We start from the raw sequence: 19,386 nt of genomic DNA on the forward strand, positions 1-19,386 counted from the left end.
ATAAAGCCAAAGGTACACTCGATCGGAAAGCGTGGGCAGCCGTTCCGGCCGTTCTCCGCGAGTGGCCTGTTTTGTGACAGTCTCTCAATTTCGAAGAGCATGCATCGATATTCCCATTCATGCGTTGTCGAAACGCAGAGAAGGAGATTTCCCATGATCGATGCTGCAAGAATCAAGGAACACGCCGAAGTCATCGGCGCGGATGGCGCCCATGTTGGAACGGTCGACCACGTCGAAGGCGGCCGTATCAAGCTGACGAAGAAGGACAGCGGCGCGGGCGGCCATCGAGGCCACCATCACTTCATTCCGCTGGAACTGGTCGCCGATATCGAAGGCGACAGAGTTCGTCTTTCGGCAGACGGCGATGTCGCGGTGACATTCGAAGAAGAAGAGGGCGGCAAGGCCGTTCATTGATCGGTTAGACATAAAAAGGCCGGCGCCTGGAAAGAGGCGCCGGCCTTTTCGTATTTCGGATCCTAATTTTACCGTGTCGAGATCACTGTGTCGAACCTGGAACGCCGAAGCGTTCCGGCAGGAAGGCGGTCTCTGCCGGAGGGCCGCTCAGGCGATCCGATTTCGTGCTGGCGGTCGGTCCGGCGGGATGCATCAGAAGAGCAACGACAAGGCCGCCCGCGATGGCGGATCCCAAGGCAATCAGGACATTCTGGGCGCTCATGACTACAGCTCCTCCATAGCCTGACAACCCCGGAAAAACAGGAAGGTTCCGGCCTCACGCCATCGTGTCAGTTCTGGGCTGAGAGTTCCGTGGGTGAAGCCATGATGTCGCCACCGCCAAGCGTCTGGTCGGCATATTTGAATGCCAGGATGCTGAGCACCGAAACGATCATGACCACGAATATAATGCGCATAAAGACGCTCCTTCGGCCGGGCAAACGTCTTCCGTCTGCGAAGGTTCCGGTGGTGCGGAACTCGTCGCCGCGTTGGAGGGGAGTGTGGGCCTGACCAAACGACCGCCGCCCGGTCGCGACAACCGGGCGGCGCCGAGAAGATAGGGCGAGGCCGGGTTCAGCCGATCGAGAAGGGAACCGCGACGAAGGTCTGGTTCTCGCCGCGCTGGATGAGGAGCAGGACGGACTTGCGCCCGGATTTGCCGGCTTCCGCGACCGCCGTCTTGGCTTCCTTCGCCGATTTCACGGGCTGCTGATTGATCGAGACGATGATATCTCCGGCCTGCAGGCCGGCGTCGGCAGCCGGCTTGTCGGGGGCGACGCTTTCGATCACGGCACCGTTTTCCCGACGCGGCAGGTTAAGCGCCTCGCGGATATCCGGCGTGAGGTCGGCAAGGCCGATGCCGATGGTCGGAACGCGCTGGGCACCCTGCATGGGCTTGTCGCCATTCTCGGCCGAAACCTGCTGCTGGTCGGGCTCATTGCCGCCAACCGTGATGCTGAGATTGCGGTTTTGACCCTGACGCCAGACCGTCAGGCCCTCCTTGGCACCGGGCGTCAGGTCGGCGACCATGCGCGACAGATCCCGCGGCGACTTGATCTGCTGGCCGCCGAGCGCGGTGATGACGTCGCCGGTCCGGATACCCGCCTTGGCGGCCGGCGTGTCGTCGTTGACATTGGCGACCAGCGCGCCTTCCGGCTTGTCGAGGCCTATGGCGCTCGCCACATCCGCCGTCACCGGCTGGATCTGCACCCCGATGAAGCCATGCTCGATCGAGCCGTCCTTCATCAGCTTGGCGACGACCTTCTGGGCCTGGTCGGACGGGATGGCAAAGCCGACTCCGACGCTGCCGCCGTTGGGGGAATAGATTGCCGTATTGATACCGACGACCTTGCCTTCGAGATCGACCAGCGGGCCGCCGGAATTGCCATGGTTGATCGGTGCATCGATCTGGATGAAATCATCATAGGGGCCGCTATGGAGATCGCGGCCGCGGGCCGAAACGATGCCGGCGGTGACGGTCGTGCCGATGCCGAACGGATTGCCGATCGCCAGTATCTGGTCGCCGGCATTGAGCTTGTCCGAATCGCCCCAGGCGATCGTCGCCAGCGGTTTTGGCGCGTTGATCTTGATGACGGCAAGATCGGATTTCGCGTCGGCGCCGATCAGCTTGGCGGGCACTTCGGTGCCGTCGTCAAGCGTCACCTTGATTTCGATCGCATTGTCGATCACATGATTGTTGGTGACGATGTAACCGTCGGCCGTGACGACAAAGCCGGAGCCAAGGGCTTCAGTCGGGGGAGCCTGACGCTGCTGCGGCATATGGCGCGGCATGGGGATGCCCTGCTGGCCGAAGAACTGCCGGAACTGCTCGTCGAACGGCGAATTGTCGTCCAAGGGCGAGCTGTCGTCCGAAGCGACGTTCTGCGCCTTCATCGTGGTGGTGATGGTGACGACGGCCGGTTTGTCGGCGGAAACGATCGGTGCGAACGAACCACCCGGAGCGACGACGCCGGAAACGGAGCCGGCAGCAGCCGTTGCCGTGGTTGCCGCATGCGCCGCATTGGTGCCGAGAATGACCGGCACGGAGAGCGGGACCGCAACGATGGCGGCGCCAAGAAGTGCCGCGATCCGATGTCTGCGAAGGATATTTGACATGGAGGTCTTCCTTTCAATCTGCAGCCCTTGCGCCGGGAGGCGGCGCATTGGGGCGAAGAGGATCGAAGCCGCGCGGTGAGCGCGGCCGATCGGTTGGGGTTCTGAAGGTTTGCGAAGCTGAAAAGCCGGCTTTGGAGAAAGCCGTCGCATCGGAAAACCGGTTCACGGGACGGCGGGTGAAGCGGCTTCGAACGCCTCGCTATCGAACTCGATCGCCGGGCGGTCCGGTGAGGTGCATGACCGGGCAGGGCGCCGGCGACACGGGGGAAAGGTGGTTTATTGGGACGAGCGAGCGCATATCTGAGCTCCACCTTCGGCAAACGGTTGTGAAACTGGCTCTGCCGTCACGACCTCTCCGGCCGTCGGCAGCATTCAGTCTTGAAGACAGAATTACGCCCCGAAGCCTCGAAGGTCAGCTTAATAATAAATAAGGTTTGGAAGGCCTCATCTGCCGAATTTTAGGCCAAATGCTCCGCTCCAGAGATATCCTCGATCTCACGAAATCAGATATTTCAAGGGCTTAGCGCCGGCCCCGAGTTTTCGCCCGCCCGCGATTTGCAGCCGCAAACGTGACCTGACTGTAATGAATGGCATCCGCTCTGAAGATGAGCAAATTGTAATGGGTGAGGCGGGGCTTTTTCGATGCGTTTGAGCGTCCCCGATCCAGGACCGGATCTAGAAAAGGACGGCCGACGTGATCTCGTGGCAGCGACGTGACGTCAATCGGTCGCCCGACCCCGTTCTAAAGTTAACGGCAGTCGCGTCCTGATCGGCTTGTGACAGACCGGCTGGACTTCGTCCACCCACATTGTGACGAAGCAGGCGCAGCGATTCCACCCGCCACTGCAAAACGAGGCGGCGCACGGAGCCTTGGCCCAAGCGCACCAAACCACTGCAATCGCATTGGTGCCGTTTAAGTGTATGACTTAATTTGAGTATGGTGAGAGCGTCGGGGTTCGAACCCGAGACCTACTGATTAAAAGTCTATGTGAGCATGAGCTATATTGTTGATTTTATGTGTTTATTTTGTATCAAAAACGGGCTGTGCGAGAGAGTGTGCGTGTGAGATCTGTCATCCGCTGGCAATCCTCATCCCGAAATGCTCGGATTGAGTAGCGCTCACAGATTCGAGAAAGGCTGGCAGGATCGATCCCTGATTTTCCAAAAGTGCGAAATCCGGCTTTTGAAGCGCATAGCGTCCAAGATGGTGCCAAAGATTTTACCTGCCACCATCTTTTCGCTGATCGTTCAGCGACTTAGAGACATCGAGCACGAATAGAGTCGTTTTTTCCGAAATCTTCGTCGGTGAACGTTCTGGGATAGCTTTCAACATTGCTGTGGCGCTCTCGGGGCGCCCATTTTCGCGAATACCCGGCGGATTCATACCGGGTACGTCGCCAAACCATATGACAAGATAAATTCCTCTTCCGTTTGCTCGATAGTGCCTAGAATAGTTTCCTTCGAGTTGCACACTTGCGGCCGTCCAAATTTCTCCATGCCATTGTCCCTTGATCTCGATCGGGAGGTCAATCGCGCCGATTGTGCACAACAGGTCACAACGGGTGTCGGATGGCATAGTACCCTCAGTGTGGACGCGAATACCCAACTTCTCTAGGTGGGGCTCGATATGCGTCGCTATGAGGTCGCGACAGTAATTCTCCCGATGGGGAACGGTGTTGTCCCAGAACGGCCTGACAGCGTTAAAGCTACCGTTCTGCAGTCTATCTTGCATGGCATGAAGTTGGTCCGCCACCAAGGCTTGCAGGTCTTCTATCGTCTGCGGAGCGCGGCCCAGCAGTATATGGCGCACGTCCTTGAGCGTGTGATTTGACCAATCGGCTTCAGCCATGGCGCGGGTATGTTCCGCTAGGACGTGGCGCATATTATCAATGTGGTTGCCTAACTTGCCGCTGGCCACCAGACGCTCAAGTTCGGATTGGGCTTCCTCCGTCACAATTTCTCCAAGACCGGCGATACATGCCGCAAGGAAGCGCGCGCTTTCGTACGGAGTATTTTCGCCCCATCCCGACTGCGGCATTCCCACCAGAGGAAACCGGAAGGCATAAGTCTCAATAAGAAAGCTCAGTTGGGATACAGATATCTGGCTGGCTAGTGTTTTCGTTTCTCCGGAGAGCATTAGGCGAATAGCCGACAAAGTGTCGACTTCCGTGGTCGCTAAAGTTCTTATTGTCTGCCCGAAGCGTTGGAAATCTACGAGAAATGCGACCGCACACCATAGGTCTCGGTGATCAGGAGTAGGCCAAACGTTTGCCTGCAATTTCATGGCTACCAGATCTGACAGGGCAGCACGATCGGAAAGGTTCAAAGCTGCTTTCAATATGTGCCTTAGTGACTGATCGGACATCTCGCCACTTCTTGCCAGCCATTCAATCCCGAGTTCTGAGGCTAGTGCTGTAAAGCGCTCAGCGCTCAAGACTTCATTCAGACCTGAAACGTGAGCGTTGCCCCGGAATAGAAGCGGCTCGATCGTGTCCTTGACAAAGGACTTCATCTCGGCCGTTTCGGAAAACACCAACCGGGTCAACGTTTCTTCAAGGCCAGGTAGATACTTCTCTTGGGAATAGAGTCCCCATTGGCATGCTGCTAAAGCGCAAATCAGAGTCTCTCGGGGCAGAGATGCTACGTCACCACCTTGCGATTGCCTCAATGCGCAGCCCACTAAAGCTATCTTTTCGAGAAAGTAACGCTGTTTCTCTTCAGCCTCGAGAGTGGCGATGGCACGAGGCGTTGGAAGATCATTTCGCAGGCACGCCGCCGCGATTCCCTGCAGGGCCGCTTCCACGTTCTCTGAGCCGACCATCCATTCGACGCGGCGGATGGGGTCGTCAATGCTATTTACGTCTGTGAAGAGACCCATATAGGCGGTCGCTACATCATAGAGTGCGCTAAGATGACGTCCCTCCCGCACTTCCTCTTTAATGGTTGCGAAACTGCGATATCGGGCGCTATTTTGCCGTTTCTGCTTTGTTTCCCAGCGCCGCTGCCTTTGTTCCTGCTCCCGTTCCCACGATGGTGGCGGCCGATTGGTTATCTCGTCAAGGATGGTCTGAAGCTCAGGACGGCTTTCCGCCTGCTGCCGCGCGACGGCTTCAGCTTGGCCTATGAAGCTTTGGTTGAGGAAAATCCATTCAACTAGGTTTCTCCACCGTTCGATAAAGTCATTGAGCTGAGACGCTCGCTTGGCAAGATCTTCCAGGTGAAAGGCAATATCGCTCTCTTGAAATGTAAGGCCAGCTCCCATCTCGCTGAGATAAAAGCTTGTCATCCGACGCTCGGCGGCGTTTTCTGTATCCAGTGCCAAAGTTTGTATTTGCCGACGAATATCGGTTCGCTGGCTAAAATATTGTAGGCTAAATGCAGGCCAATCCTGTGCCCGATATTGGTAACGGGTCACATGTCTTAACCATTCCCAGAGTTCCTGTGCACTTGGTTGACCACCTTTTTCAATGTAGACTTTAAGTGCATCGAGGAGACGTTCCTCGGCTTTACGATCCAGCTTACTGCGATCATAACGCTCATGCGGCAGCTTTCCTGAATATATCGGTATTGCGGAAGCAAGCTGCTCCGGTGACATTCGCGGTAGCAGACGGTATGCAATTCCCAGATGAAGGTTTTGCGAGAGTTTCTCGTTCACCTCGTCGTAAGCGTTCGTTATCGCGGCAATTTCCGCTCCCTCAAAAAGCTGGGGGTGGTCTATGGCGATTTCCACGGCCATGCGCGCCGAACCATGTTCAGCGCTTGCGATCAGCTTTAGAGCAAGATCATGCCAATCCTCGGAGAGGCTATCAGTTTCCAGGGCGGTTAGGGCACGATCCCGGACCACGTAAGGGGTATTCTCGCTGAGTACGACGTTGCGTAGTTCATCGCGGATGGTTGCAACAAACTCCGTCCCCTTTAGAGATTCCAGGATAACTGTTGTTAGCTGGTAGGGAACGTCTGGATTTCCCATCAGCTCGACGATCTCATCACGAAGCTCGGGTCTGGCGAGGCCTCCGCCAACTTGGCCTTCCCAGTCTTCACTACGAAAATAAGGGTCCATTGCCGCTAGATTCTGTAGTTGCTTTAGCAGATCCCGCGCCTGCTCAACGGAATATTGTTGAACGTCGCCATAGCGGAAGCAACCATAGGGGTCGTGCTCGACTAGGCGTTCGGTAACGTCTCGCTCCAGCGTTGCAAGCCAAGCATGCACGCCGCGCAAGGAGACGGGGACGTTGCCACCCTTGTAGAAAAGCGTTTCTAATCGGCGGATTGAAAGTGTTCCATCACGCAAACGATCGGAAAACCACCTTGCTGCAAGATATTCGGCTATAGTTCGATGATATGGTTCGACGTTTCCTGGTGCCGACGATACGAAAAGGAGAGACGAAGCAGCTGCCTCAATATCGGGGAAACCAACCGCATCGCTTGTGAGGTCACCTATCCTAGTGAACAACTTTTGATCACGCCCATCAACGTTTACGCCTCGCTTTCCTGACAATAGTAATTGAGCGCAAATAAATCCGGTAACTGATAAAATGTCGTCGACCGAAGGGCGTTTTGGATTGAGCGACTGGTGAATTTCGTTCTTTTCGGTTGCGAAGCTTTCGCAAGCGCGCTGATAAAGTTCCGTTTTAGAGCGAGGCCATCCCCCTTCCGCTATCGCCGCAAGAAGGAGGATAAGAGCCTGGGGATTTCTGGCTAGGTCGGTAACGTTTCGAGTTTCTGCCTGTTGCAAGAATGTTTGCCCGCCCGCGGCATAGCTGCCAACCGCGTCGACCACCGCAACAATCTCAGCATCATTTAGCGGTTGAAGGTGGCCGACTATTGGTTTCTTCCCAAACCAGTTCTGGACCATGCGCTCATTTTGGATGTCTGCCCAATCAGCTGCACGACATGTCAGGATGAAGGTGGAGGTCTTTTTCTCTTCAAGTCGCCTCAGGATCGACAGCAACGGAGATCCCGAACCATCACCCGGTGTTTCATCCAGGCCGTCTATTACGGGATTGTACTCGGGGAGATTTGAGGCTGGAGAACCAGTCGCCAGTAGGTCTGCGGTGAAATACGCCTTTCCCGGCATGGCTGCCAAGGCCTTGGCGGTTTTGGTTTTGCCCGCACCGGGCTCGCCGAGAAGAATTAAAGGCGCGTCAAGAGAAGCGAATTCATCCTCGGAAAGGATCTCTGTTTCGCCATTTGGCCTAGCTATCTGAATGCGACGCGGAACATAGCTCATTACGGCATAATGCTCGCTCCGCGCGTATTGAGCAAACTACACAGCGTTATTTCCCCAGAAAATTGATCACTGCGAAACGAGGTTCCAGTTAATTTGATTCACTGGGGTTACCCAGGATTTTGCACTTACAATGTCTCCGCTCCTCAAGCCACTTGCCGGTCTTCAGTGTCAGCTCCGTCAGCTTTGCCGCTCAACGCGTGCAAAAAATCCGCAGCGCGCTGCGCATGGGCGGCAGCAGTGAAGATCGCCCGCTTGTCTCCCTTAAGGACCGCCAGCCAATTGCCGATATAGGCCGCGTGGTCCTCCCGAACTTCGGGCGTGATATTGAGGTCGGCGCAAAGGAAGGCGCTGCCGAGCTCGGCCACCAGTTCCTCGGCGGCATAACCCTCGTCACCCCAACGCTTGCGGCCAAGGTCGCGGGCGAGGCGGCTCTTGTGCTTCGTCGCGTGAATTTCTTCATGGGCCAGCGTGGCGTAATAGCTTTCGGCGTCCCTGAACGTTTCAAAGAATGGCATCTGCACCCGGTCAACGCTTTCAGAATAGAACGCGCGGTTGCCGCCATGGCTAACCTCGATGCCGGTGGCGGCAAAGAAGGCCTCCGCATCGGCAAGGCGCTGCACTGGGTCAAGGATCGCCTGCGCCGGTCTGCTGTACTGTTCCGGCAATCCCTCGATCTGCTCGACGTTGAAGACCATGTATCCCTTCATGAAGGGAATATCGCGCTCGACCTCTTCCCCGCTCGCCTCGTCGGTCTCGCTGCGGTGAAGCGTGCTGGCATAGACGACAAGGCTGCCCTGTTCGCCCTTCCTGACATACCCGCCAAGCTCCGCGCACTGCTTGTAGGTCATCCAAATCGGCGCGGCATACCCCTTGGTGACCGCCTCCGACCAGAGCATGATCGTGTTGATGCCGCGATAGGCGACACCGTTCGCCCGCAACGGCCTCGTGATCCGGCCTGCCGCATGTTCGGCGTTCCATGGCCGCATCCACGGCCTAACGCCTTTTTCCAGGTCGGCGACAATGTGGTTGGTGATCTTCTCGTAAATGTCCTGTTTCATGGGAAAGCCTCGCTTTTCAGGGGTTGAACCTGCGAAGCTCTTTTCTTCAAAGCCGCGCATGAACCCTTGGCCAGCGCCGAGCGTCCAACCTTAAAAGCCCGCGTCAGCGGGTTGGACGTTCGACCGAAAGAACGGGGCTCCAAAGCTTCACCGCCCAAGGGCGGGACGTTCCGACAACACGGGAGGCCAGCCCAGCGCAGCGGCTGGCCGAATGGGGCGGGCCGGAGGAACTGAGGCTATTGGAAAATGCCCCGGTCGTCGGTGTAAGCTGGAAAAAGGGTGCCCTGCGCGCGATAGCGCGACAGATATTCAGGCGGCTGAGGATCGGCCGCCGCCGTAGAACTCCTGCCGTGCATCGTTACCCGCAAGGGCGGAAATCGAATGACGGATTGTTCGATCTCGGTCCGCAGAACCGGATGCAGGCTGATATGCGTCGTAACGTCGGCCTCCACCCATGATGCCGTCGCCGGAACCGCCATCTTGCAATCAAAGATGGCTATGACATTATGACTTGGGCAACTGGGGGACGGGCATATGAATGACATGTTCGAGCGCGACCTGACGCGGCAGATTGTCGCCGATACGGCACCAGAGGAACTCGAGTTTTTCGACGAAATCGTAACTTCCGAGGCGGCTGGGCAAGTGCCGGGAGAGAGCTTTCTCGGATTTGGCGGTGGCGACGCGGGTATGGTGATGCTCACGAGTTTCCTTCTTACGATTGGAAAAGAAATCGTCGAGTTTGTCTGGGAGAATGGAAAGGACGCCGCAGGCCAATTTGTGAGGGATTCCTCTCAGACCGTTCGAGTTGCTCTGCAGCAAAAGCTTGACAAGTGGCTGAAGGACAAGACGAAAGGGAAGGCTCCCGTCGTCCTCCAAAAGGATAGCATACTGTCATTGGCGCGGAGAGTGGAGGTCGCCGGGCGCGACATCAAGGCGTCCCAGGATAACATCGTAAAAATCAACGAATGGATATTCGCCAAGTTCGGAGAGGAGTGATGGCGGAAAAAGCGTTCAATCCTAACGCTTTGCCTAGTGCGACCAATGTCAGATTCGTCCTACTCGCCGCTACCGTAACGCTAATGGCGCTCTGGTATGGAAACGAAGTGCTGGAAGGTCTTCAGTTCTTAAACATTTTCAATCAGCCCTTGAACGTGGTTGCCTCGGCGCTGATGGTGATTTGTGTTTGGTTGCTTGCGGTTGGCGTCTATCTTGCCCATCCCCTGTTCTGCAAATCGCGGTTCACCAGCAAACTTGTAGTGGCTCCCGGAGAACTTCAGGAAGAGATTGCCAGCGCCGCTGCAAACATTGGGTTGCGCAATGTGACGGTTCTGGTGGACGACAACATTCGAAATTTTGATGCGATTGCCTACGGCTACCCTTTTAGGCGGCGCGTCCTTCTGGGCAAAGGAAACGTCATACAGTTTCGAAAGCGGCCGGACATCTTTCGAGCGAAACTACACCATGAGATGTCCCACATCAGAAATCACGACGTTGACACTGGCTTTTTGGCCATCGGATTTCTGTTTGCAGCCGCTGCTCTCGTCATGGCTGTAGCAGTCTACTGGACTGCGAACTTCATCCGCTTCGCCTTCCTGTATTATCAAGACGAGGTCTACACCGTACGTGAGCCATGGTATTTTGTATTGGCGAATGGTGTACCCCTGCTTGTTGTCGGCGCGATGTGGATAGCAGCATTGTGGCTGGAGCACCGCTCTTTTATCCGCGCTCGCGAGTTTATGGCAGATGCCGAAGCCGCGCATTGCTGCGACGTTGCTGCCGTACAAGCGGCCTTGGGACAGGGTGAGGCCGCAATTGGGAAGGTCCATTTTTTAGAGCGGCTGCGCGGATTGATCCGAGCTCATCCGACTAGGATTCAGAGGGCGGCAGCTGTGGTCGAATACAGAGAGGCGGGATTTCCTACGCCAAGCCTATTTTTCACTGCGGGCTACCTATTCTCCATCATCGATAGTCTCGCTGAAGTCCTTCGCGCAAAATATGCTGCTGACGACTCTGTCGACGCGTGGTCTTGCGATGGTGCAGGATGTATCACCAAACTTGTCGGCATTATTGCCGAGGACAATGCTTACCTTTTCGTGACAGGTGTTGGTCTCATCCTGATCGATGCAGTAATCATACTCTCGATTGCGACGCTTCTCCGCGGAGCTCTTCAAGCCAGGCTTACCCAGCGGACGTTGTCGAATTACTGCTTCGCTTGTTTGAAGATCGTAATCGCGCTGGGAATCGGATATGTGGTCGGCGACGTGATTGACCCGTTCTACTTCAAATCGTTGCTCGAAAGTGGATTCTCGGGATGGGTACCATCATACCCAGAGGGTGCCCTTAATATTGCTTTAGATTTCACCATTAGTCTTTTTTTGGTATCCACACTTATGTACTGGCTCGCCGGCTATCTCCTCAGTGGCACAAGGAAGAAGCGCGTCTCAGAAACGCAGTGGATACTTTTCTGCGGACTTGCCATTATGACTGTCGCGCAGCTGTTCACGGGTTTTTGGGCAACTCTCGTGTTGTGGGATGTGATCAAGGACCCTGCCGACAATGACGAGCGGCTCGCCATCGTCGTAGGCGCATTCGGGGGCTTTGCTCTTTGGGCAGTCTTAGCGATCGCAGTCGCCTACTCCATCCGGGGCGGGATTTTCCGTCGTTTGGAATCAGCAACTGTCGTCGGCGTAAGAGGCTCCTAGTGCGCAACTGGTTGGCTTCCATCGCCCTAGTTGGTGTAGCAAGTGGAATGGGAGCCTACCTGGGGCATCCCGTTCATGTACCGACAAACTGTGCCAAGCGCGGGACGCTCCGTTCAATTGACGACGGTCCCAAGACAACGATGGAATTTATCAACGCGGGGACTAGGCCTGTGCGCGTTGCATCCATTGGAACTGAAGGAGTGGAGGCGATTTTAGGTACCATCCGTCCCAAGATGAAGGCTCTATACCAGAGCAGCCCAGGACACATTTGGATGATACGTGACACGAATGGTGACTGCCTGGGACTTTTCAGAGGTGACAGCCGCCGTGCCGTCGTCACGCCAGCCGAATAGTTGGCCGAGAAAAAGCCGGTAGTCCGTTTGAGCATATCGGAAGTCTTAGAACAAAGCGGAAAGATCGCGCCGACCATCCACCACCCGCACGATTTCGACCGTATGGATATCGCCCTCGTCGGTGTCCGGCAGGGTCTCATAGAGGATGACATAGGGCGCTTCGACCAGCATCCGCGCGGTACGGAAGATTTCCGGATGACGCTCACCCAGGCGGGGGTGCTGGATCAGCATTTCCGCCTTGTACCGGAAATTGGCGAAATACCGCTCCGCGCTTCGGGGCTGGTCTTTACCGATATCGACGTAGATTTTCTTGACGTCGGCACGGGCCTTCGGCGTCCAAACAAGTCTAGCGGGCATCGGTCGTGGCAGCCGCTAATTCCTCGCGCGCTTCGTCCAATACGGCATCAAAATCCGCATCGACGGCCGGGCCGCTCGCCTTGCCTTCGGCCCACATGGCGCGCAACTTAGCGATGTCCTCGCGCTTCTGCATCCACTTGGCCGACCAGTCGCGCATAGCTTCGCGGACGACCTCGCTTCCGCTGGCATAAGCCCCACTCTGCACGGCGTCGCGCAACAGCTCGGCGTGCTGCGGCGTCATTGAGACGCTCACTTTTTCAACATTGGCCATGGTTCACCTCCATCTGCTTATGGTAGTAATTATTACTACCAACTGACATGGACGGCAACAATTATGAAAGGGCAGGGGAATGTGCCTGATCGCATAGGTGCCTGCGGCATTATAAGAGCTTGCCCCCTCGACCAGCAGCAAATGCGCCCATCAGATTTGCGGTAGAGGAGCCTCCACCACCTCCAAACACCAGCGTGTAGCCTTGAAGAGCTAAGCCTTTCAGCTCTTCAAGTCGCTCGTCTGCGTGAGTGACTACATGGCCAGCACCTGTTCCCACCAGGCGAATGTTTTCAAGGAGGCTGTCGGATGCCATACTCTCGACAAACTGGGCAATTTCGAACGACACAGTGCCTATGTCGGCAAGGAACCCCGGCGAGGGGATGCTGACTTTCAGCGTGGCGGTCCCCACAATCGGTCCCTTCGTGGAGTTGATGCTGACGAATGCGTGTAGACGGTTGTCGGGTGACCGAAGAACCACATGGCTCATGCCGAGATGAGGTAGTGGGCCGTCAGCTAGTCCATATTGCCGGAGTGCCTTCGTGAGTTTGCCATTTGCATTGGCGACAAAGTCAAACTCGCTGTCAAAGATGTGTTTGGCGTCCTCTTTCAGGAAGGCGCTGAGCGTAAAGGGTTCGTCGGGCGCGATCTGCCCGCTTTCTCTCATCTGCTGAAATATCCGTGCATGAAAAATGAGTTCAACGAGGTAGCGGGTGAGGGTGATGGCGTTGACCTCCCGCACCTCCTCAAAACCATAGATTCTCAATAACGGCAGGTCGGCTTGCTGACAGATAGAGTTTTTCAAGTCGTCGTTGGATGAGCCATGACCGGGGCCATCGAACTCAATAGCGACAACCGCCTTTTGATCTTCATCGATCAGCACGAAATCGAAGTGGGCTTGAAGCGCGTAAGTTCCCGAAGCTCGCGAATCCAGTTTCTCGATTTCTACGATATCGGCAATTCGTACCTTTTCGTGCAATTCGGCGCCATGGCGCTCAATAGCCGAACGGATTTGCTGCTGAAGCCGATTTTCACTGTGGTTGCGGAATTTACGAAGCATACGGCAGTGTAGCCGTTCGCTGGAGAGGAGGCCAGTTTCGAGGCTACTTGCCTGTTTCATATGAGATGCTTGCCGATCGTCGGCGGACGTCGATTTTTTGAATCTGTGCTTCGATCCAATCTCCAAGCTTTTCAACTTCGGCGACCGCAACGTCGAGGCTTTCTTTGGTGATTGTGACCTGTGGGGCGAGCCAGGTTCCGGGGTCTGCCCCGTCATTCATCCACGTTTCGAGTTCGGAATCGTTGGCGAAAATGAGGTTGCGATGCTTCGTGAGCGTAGGAGGATCATATCGAGCGCTAAGAGCCCACAGCGAGTCACCGTGCTGCACCCGGTTCCGCGTCAGGACTATTTGCTCAATCACATCGAAACGTACAGGGCACTTGGCCCAATCAATATCGAGGGCTTTGCCTAACGCCATTTTGTAGGCGGCAATAAAGCCGTTTTTCTTGGCCGTCGCTTTTTCTTCCTCGCCCAGGTGGAATTCCACCTGCCGTTCCAAGGCTTTTAAATAGAGCTTCAGGGAGTCGGACAGCAGTGATACTGCCGATCGGCCAACGATCTGCACGCCCTCATCCGCTTCGATCCACTCCTCCAGGAATGCCGGTTCGCCATACTCGGGATCGAAGGACGGCGGCGGCTCGTCATATGGGTGTTCCTCGGCATCGATCTTCCGACAGATCTCGCAGAAGGGTTCAATGCCCGTGGCATAGTAGCGACGGATAAAGCGTGTACGACGACGGAGAAAGAATGCAGCGTCGATGACTATTCTCCTGCTTTTCCAGCGGTTTGCTCTTCAATGTCCGCTATGTCGGCTTCGGGGGTGGCCAGCCCTACGTCCTCGGCCAGCACTTTTTCCATCGCTTCGGCTTTCAGCCAATCGACCCAGCGCTGCAGGAATGCCCGATAGTCGGCCATTCCAATACGGAGGAAGTAAAGTTTCCTTGGGTTGGTGGACCTGTCGGTGCTGACGAACGCAAAGCGCTGCACCGCGGCGCCAGAGGGGGAGCGGCCGTGCTTATCAAGATAGAGGACACCCCCATGGGCGAGAGCATTGCGGAGGATTCTGCAGAAATGGTCGGTCGACAAATTCTTAGCCGCCTCGATCGCATCGGGAGCGTCAAGTTGTTCCGCGATATCGTCGGGCAGGCCGCAGACAGCTAGGTTTGGAAAGCCGGATCCTTTTTCGAGCGACGCGTATTGCCATGGGCCCGTGAAAAAACCTGCTAGGTGGACTCTAGCTTCGAGATTGATGGCTTGACCGACCGCGTCTGCAAGTCCTGGATTAATCACTGCATCATCCATATGACCTTTTTGCTTGGCATTCAGAATACGTTCGACGGGCAGGATGACCATTGGCATCGAGACGGAAAGCAAAAACGTTGCCTTCAACGGAAGCTTGGTTCCCTCGGAATTGCCAAGCTGGTCATACAATTCACGAAGAAGCTGATGGGCCCGCTTGGGCACATCCAGACTGAAGTGTGTCGGGTTTCCCATTTGCAGCATCTCCTCGGTCTTGGTTTGTGGATGGTTAGAACAAAGCGGAAAGGTCACGCCGGCCGTCCACCACCCGCACGCTTTTGACTATATCGATATCACCTTTGTCGGTATCGGGTCTGGTCCCGCAGAAGATAGCTTACGGCGCTCCGACCGGCATTCGTTTTGTCATCTCTGTCTCGATGGCCGCGAGGCGGGTTTCGAATTCAGAGGCCAGAGCATAATTCTGGCGCAGATCAGCGATCCATCGCGCGGCATCGTCTTCTGCACCGAGCGTCTCCCCTAATATTTCGGCTACGAGTATCTGCATCTCCAACCAATCAGGATTCCGGGACGCCAGTCCCTCGGTGATTTCGAACGCAGTACGGTGTTCCTTCTTCAGCAGAAAGCACATTGCCAAGTGACGGGACGCCTGATCATGGCCGGCCGTGGCGATCGATCCATTGCAGCAACTATCGATGAGAGCTGCGCCCAAGGGAGATTGATCGCGCCCATCAATCTCAAGCGTCACCAGAAGGCAGATGCCGACATAGTCACTTGTTTGAACGAGTTTCTTCAGTGTCGCCGTCAGATTCTCATCGCCTTTCAAAAAGGGGATGCAGAGCATTTCAATCTTGACTTGAAGGGCGCCGTAATTGCTTTCAAACGGCCGGGATAGTGACCCTATGCCGGGACTGCTGAGAATGCTGGCGAAGGCGAGCAGGCAAACCAACCGCTCGGACTCGGTCATGGAAGCTATCAATGACTCTGCCAGTGTGTCGTAGTCTGCTCCCGTCTGCCCTCTATTGTTCGTGCGGAAAAGGCCTTCGGTCTTCACGAACGTCTTAAATAGTGCAAGTGCGGCTTCAAGGCGGACTGGCGAGCTTTTAGAATGGGCCTGAGCCTTCAAAAATCCTTCTACCGACGCGTGGGGAGCACTCCCGATCTCCCCGAGTGCGTGGCAGATTCGCCATTGCCTGGATAGGGAAGTGCTATGACCGTGGCGGACGAGGAGTTCCGCAAGCGGATAGGGCCAACCATTTCGGCACGCCAACATGAGTCCAAGGACGCCAGCGAAATCAGAATCTGAAAGCTCGCTCGATAGCGTCGAGGAAATAAATTGGTGGGCTTTACGGACTTCGTGCGACGATCGGCGGTATCCCGAAGGGAGAGTTTCAACTTCCTCAATCGTCTCAACGGTCAGTGAACCTGCAAAGGCGCCCCAGAAAAAATGGCGGGCCTCGTCTCTTTGGGTGCCATCACCGTCGAGCCAGCGGGTCAGGTTCTCTCGGTAAGCCTCTTCGTCATCTATCGCGAGAGGGTCGGGTGGAAGCCGTGGGGCGGTGACGTTGTTACCTGCGTAGGGTACTGCTGGCGTGCGGCTGGCACTCACGCCGAAAATTCTCTGACCGTCAGCGGCGTACATTCGCAAGAAGATGATGCTGTTGCACGTCTTGGTGAATGTCGCGCTGATGCGCCCATAGAAGCTGAGGGCTTGTTGGAAGTCGTAAGCGTCAAGATCAGCAATGAGAGACGAGACTGTATGAGCATCGCCGATTTCGAGATGGGCGCCAATGGTATCGCGAATAGCTCGTGCTGATTGGAGACGAGTCTGAAACTTCGAAGTGGCAACAAAGTTGTCAATTGGGGCGGAAGACTGGCCGCTAGCCGTAATCAACTTATCGAGTCCGTCCATCATCTGAGGCGCGCCGGGGGAGACGGGCCGCGTTACAAGGCAGTCGCAAAAGCTGACAAGATCGGTGATGATCCGCGCCTTTAGAATACGAGCAATCCGAGGGTAGTCGGCCAGCCTCTCAAGGAGATCGCTTTGGAAGGCGACCCAACGGCGGATCAAGGCCAGTTGCCCCGCGCGGGCATGCACCGGGGTGGTATTTAAAACCGCTACCGCGTTGTTCCGCGTCATGGCTAGCGGGTCGGTCCCCACCTCAGTCCAATTCCGGCTGTCTGCAGCACGTTGGTACTGACGAAGAGCCTCGACGAGGGAGGAGTCCGTGAGTTCCGGCGGATTGGTTAAAGGGAGATACCCCGGTATGTTTAGGCTTGCGAGATTTCGGTATATCTCCTCGGCTCCATCGACAAAGAAGCTGATCTTGACGATTTCGATATCGTTCCAGAGTTCGATACGCTTGCCGAAATCGAAATCCTGGACGTGCGCGCCGAGCCGGTGCCTTGCAACCTTGAAATATTCCTCGAATTCGGTCGCGTAGGATTCCTTGGTTTTGTGAAAACTGCGCGCGTCAAAGCCTGCCTGAATGAGCGGCTTACGGAGGCCGCGTGCATGCTCAATGAAGTTTTCCGTCCTGACAAGGATGTGACGCGTGAGGGTGCGCGCCATAAAGGGGTCGGTGACGTGCATCGCCAGATGAAACGCCAACCTGATCTCATCGACGATGAAATTGAGTTTCTCTAGTCTTACGGAAATCATAATGGGCAAACTCTTTCGGGTGGTACCGGCAAGGTGTGTGAAATATATATCCGAGATGCGCTGGTCATCGCTTCGTTACATGACAGTTACATGGCGTACCTAGGATTGCAATTTTTGACATCTAAAGCATTGAAAAACTTGGTCGGGGAGATAGGATTCGAACCTACGACCCTCTGGTCCCAAACGCCAGCATGACGATATTCCGAGAATATAGAAATATATATTGCGTTGTAATTGCGTCATTTTTTCTAATATATAGACATCATTACTTCACTTTCCATGTAACATTTGCTATAAATCCGTTACATGGAAGTTACATGAAATGCCGCAATTATTTCTTACTGATGATATTGTTTTTTCTGCGCATTGCCCCGAAGGGAAGGACCAGGAATTATATTGGGACTATGCGATCACCGCGAACGGCCAGGTCCGCAACGGTTCCGTCTCCGGCCTCGGTCTCCGCGTCACGGCGTTGGGCCACAAGTCCTTTGTTCATGCCTTCGAGTTCAACGGCAGAAGGCGCCGTAAGGTGCTCGGTTCGACCACCCTGTACAGTGTGGCATCGGCCCGTCTGGCGGTTATAGCACGTGGGCAGCAGCTCGAAGTGGGAAAAGACCCCGATCTTGAACGGGTCGATACGCGCCGCAAGCATTTCATGACGGTCCGTGAGGGGATCGACCAGTATTGGGAAAGCCATTTAAGCACCCTTTCCGAAAAATACCGCGACAGCTTCACCACGTTTGTGGCGTCCTGGCTAAAACGAGAGCCGCGGGCCGTTACTCGACGCGGCAAAAATAGGCGGGGATACAAGGATTTCGGCACAATGTTCGCTGACCGGCCGATCGCCGCCATCAAGCCGCTGCATATCGAGGAATTCCTGAAGCAATTTACGTCGCACTACGTGTTCAACAACGCACTCCAGCACGTCCTGGCTTTCTATAACTGGGCCATCCGCATGCAACTGGTGGATATGCGCAATCCGTGCAGCCCGATCCGACCCCGTAAGCTGATCCGCCGCCGCCGCGACTACACGACCGAGCAGATCCGGCAAATTGCTGCGCATATTTTCTACCCGGTTTTGGCGGCTCCGCCGGAGATCGACAATCTCTCCGGATTCGCCAAGCGGGACATGGCGCTCGTAAAAATCCGGGTCGAAGGCGCCAACGAGCAGATGCTTGAACTCTGCAACTACATGGGCATTCTCTTTCTGACGATGGCACGGCCAAGCGACCTTAACTCGGCAAAGTTTGAGCATTTCGATCTCGAAAAGCTGATCTGGCACAAACACAACACCAAAGGCATCAAGCTTTCCCGCGCCCTATATGAATACTCCTTCCGCTCGGTACCGATCCACAGCCGGGCAGCCGAAATGGTCCAGGCGCAGCGCCTGCGGTGGCCGGAGGCGGAACTGGTATTTCCGTCCCATACCGACTCCACTCAAAAGCGCGACAACTTCCGCAAGGGGCTTGCTCGCTTCAAAGCTCTGCCTGGCGTCCCGGATTATTTCCAATTGTACGACCTGAAGCGGATTGCGATTTCACTCATGCTGACGGGGCAGGGGGTCTCCCACGAAGCCATCTCCCACTACGTCGATCACAAGGGAAACCTAGAAACGACCATGATCTACGATCTGGGCCTGGTTGACCCCCTGCGACCGGTCACGGAGAGGCTTGGTGTCCTGTTGGGCGTGGGATGAAGTTCGCCTTGCGGCAAAGGCTGACTTTGCCACACTCATGACAAGCGGCAGGTATGGGCCGGAGGCAGACTGGCGGGTTAGGGGCGCTGCGCATCGATAGCTGCCGTTGATTGGCGAGAGGACTGGCGGCAGCACTCGCACAGCAGAAGTGGGTCGGTAACGCCGCTTAGATCGC

At 55.7% G+C, this 19,386-nt stretch carries 16 protein-coding genes; 4 read left to right on the forward strand and 12 right to left on the reverse strand.

The window, feature by feature from the left end; translation table 11 throughout:
- Positions 1 to 153: 153 nt before the first annotated feature.
- Complete coding sequence (locus C5J26_RS08890) at positions 154 to 414, forward strand: DUF2171 domain-containing protein (protein WP_105401389.1); 261 nt, start codon at positions 154 to 156, stop codon at positions 412 to 414.
- 82 nt (positions 415 to 496) lie between these two features.
- Here C5J26_RS08890 and C5J26_RS08895 read toward each other — a convergent pair whose 3' ends face one another.
- The 6 genes from C5J26_RS08895 to C5J26_RS08920 all read right to left on the reverse strand — a co-directional run bounded on the left by C5J26_RS08895 (position 497) and on the right by C5J26_RS08920 (position 9,335).
- Entirely contained in the window at positions 497 to 676 is a 180-nt protein-coding gene (locus tag C5J26_RS08895) for a hypothetical protein (RefSeq protein WP_105401390.1), read from the reverse strand.
- 67 nt (positions 677 to 743) lie between these two features.
- Positions 744 to 869 (reverse strand): hypothetical protein, encoded by a 126-nt coding sequence (locus C5J26_RS33515; RefSeq protein WP_256386072.1) that lies wholly within the window; start codon positions 867 to 869, stop codon positions 744 to 746.
- Positions 870 to 1,026: 157 nt separating this feature from the next.
- A complete protein-coding gene (locus C5J26_RS08900) occupies positions 1,027 to 2,568 on the reverse strand; it encodes a DegQ family serine endoprotease (protein ID WP_105401391.1) in 1,542 nt (513 codons plus the stop codon).
- A gap of 1,219 nt (positions 2,569 to 3,787) precedes the next feature.
- Positions 3,788 to 7,798 carry an NACHT domain-containing NTPase gene (locus C5J26_RS08910; protein WP_105401393.1) on the reverse strand — a complete coding sequence of 1,337 codons (4,011 nt, stop codon included), beginning with the start codon at positions 7,796 to 7,798 and terminating at the stop codon, positions 3,788 to 3,790.
- Positions 7,799 to 7,941: 143 nt separating this feature from the next.
- A complete protein-coding gene (locus C5J26_RS08915) occupies positions 7,942 to 8,856 on the reverse strand; it encodes an ArdC family protein (RefSeq protein ID WP_105401394.1) in 915 nt (304 codons plus the stop codon).
- A 236-nt stretch (positions 8,857 to 9,092) separates the two neighbouring features.
- On the reverse strand, positions 9,093 to 9,335 hold the full coding sequence (locus tag C5J26_RS08920) for a hypothetical protein (RefSeq protein ID WP_105401395.1): 243 nt from the start codon (positions 9,333 to 9,335) through the stop codon (positions 9,093 to 9,095).
- 55 nt (positions 9,336 to 9,390) lie between these two features.
- Between C5J26_RS08920 and C5J26_RS08925 the strand changes: the two genes are divergently transcribed.
- Both C5J26_RS08925 and C5J26_RS08930 read left to right on the forward strand, forming a co-directional pair.
- Positions 9,391 to 9,852 (forward strand): hypothetical protein, encoded by a 462-nt coding sequence (locus C5J26_RS08925; RefSeq protein WP_105401396.1) that lies wholly within the window; start codon positions 9,391 to 9,393, stop codon positions 9,850 to 9,852.
- Positions 9,852 to 11,558: a M48 family metalloprotease gene (locus tag C5J26_RS08930; protein WP_172745789.1), complete on the forward strand. Its 1,707-nt coding sequence runs from the start codon at positions 9,852 to 9,854 to the stop codon at positions 11,556 to 11,558. Before C5J26_RS08925 ends, C5J26_RS08930 begins: the two co-directional genes overlap by 1 nt.
- Positions 11,559 to 11,956: 398 nt before the next feature.
- Here C5J26_RS08930 and C5J26_RS08935 read toward each other — a convergent pair whose 3' ends face one another.
- The 6 genes from C5J26_RS08935 to C5J26_RS08960 all read right to left on the reverse strand — a co-directional run bounded on the left by C5J26_RS08935 (position 11,957) and on the right by C5J26_RS08960 (position 17,515).
- Positions 11,957 to 12,268 carry a type II toxin-antitoxin system RelE/ParE family toxin gene (locus tag C5J26_RS08935; protein ID WP_105401398.1) on the reverse strand — a complete coding sequence of 104 codons (312 nt, stop codon included), beginning with the start codon at positions 12,266 to 12,268 and terminating at the stop codon, positions 11,957 to 11,959.
- A complete protein-coding gene (locus tag C5J26_RS08940) occupies positions 12,258 to 12,539 on the reverse strand; it encodes a type II toxin-antitoxin system ParD family antitoxin (RefSeq protein WP_105401399.1) in 282 nt (93 codons plus the stop codon). The genes C5J26_RS08935 and C5J26_RS08940 overlap by 11 nt, the downstream gene beginning before the upstream one ends.
- Before the next feature lie 109 nt (positions 12,540 to 12,648).
- The gene (locus C5J26_RS08945) at positions 12,649 to 13,656 is read right to left on the reverse strand and encodes a DUF2726 domain-containing protein (protein ID WP_172745790.1); all 1,008 of its coding nucleotides are present in this window, start codon (positions 13,654 to 13,656) and stop codon (positions 12,649 to 12,651) included.
- Positions 13,640 to 14,161: a hypothetical protein gene (locus tag C5J26_RS32590; protein ID WP_172745791.1), complete on the reverse strand. Its 522-nt coding sequence runs from the start codon at positions 14,159 to 14,161 to the stop codon at positions 13,640 to 13,642. The genes C5J26_RS08945 and C5J26_RS32590 overlap by 17 nt, the downstream gene beginning before the upstream one ends.
- 197 nt (positions 14,162 to 14,358) lie before the next feature.
- Positions 14,359 to 15,147: a hypothetical protein gene (locus C5J26_RS08950; RefSeq protein ID WP_172745792.1), complete on the reverse strand. Its 789-nt coding sequence runs from the start codon at positions 15,145 to 15,147 to the stop codon at positions 14,359 to 14,361.
- Between the two features lie 82 nt (positions 15,148 to 15,229).
- Complete coding sequence (locus tag C5J26_RS08960) at positions 15,230 to 17,515, reverse strand: hypothetical protein (protein WP_105401402.1); 2,286 nt, start codon at positions 17,513 to 17,515, stop codon at positions 15,230 to 15,232.
- Between the two features lie 322 nt (positions 17,516 to 17,837).
- On the opposite strand from C5J26_RS08960, the gene C5J26_RS32595 reads away from it, so the two are divergent.
- Complete coding sequence (locus tag C5J26_RS32595) at positions 17,838 to 19,211, forward strand: integrase family protein (RefSeq protein WP_172745793.1); 1,374 nt, start codon at positions 17,838 to 17,840, stop codon at positions 19,209 to 19,211.
- The last annotated feature ends 175 nt before the right edge of the window (positions 19,212 to 19,386 follow it).

This window comes from Neorhizobium sp. T7_12 (assembly GCF_002968535.1).
GTDB classification, from domain to species: Bacteria; Pseudomonadota; Alphaproteobacteria; order Rhizobiales; family Rhizobiaceae; genus Neorhizobium; species Neorhizobium tomejilense.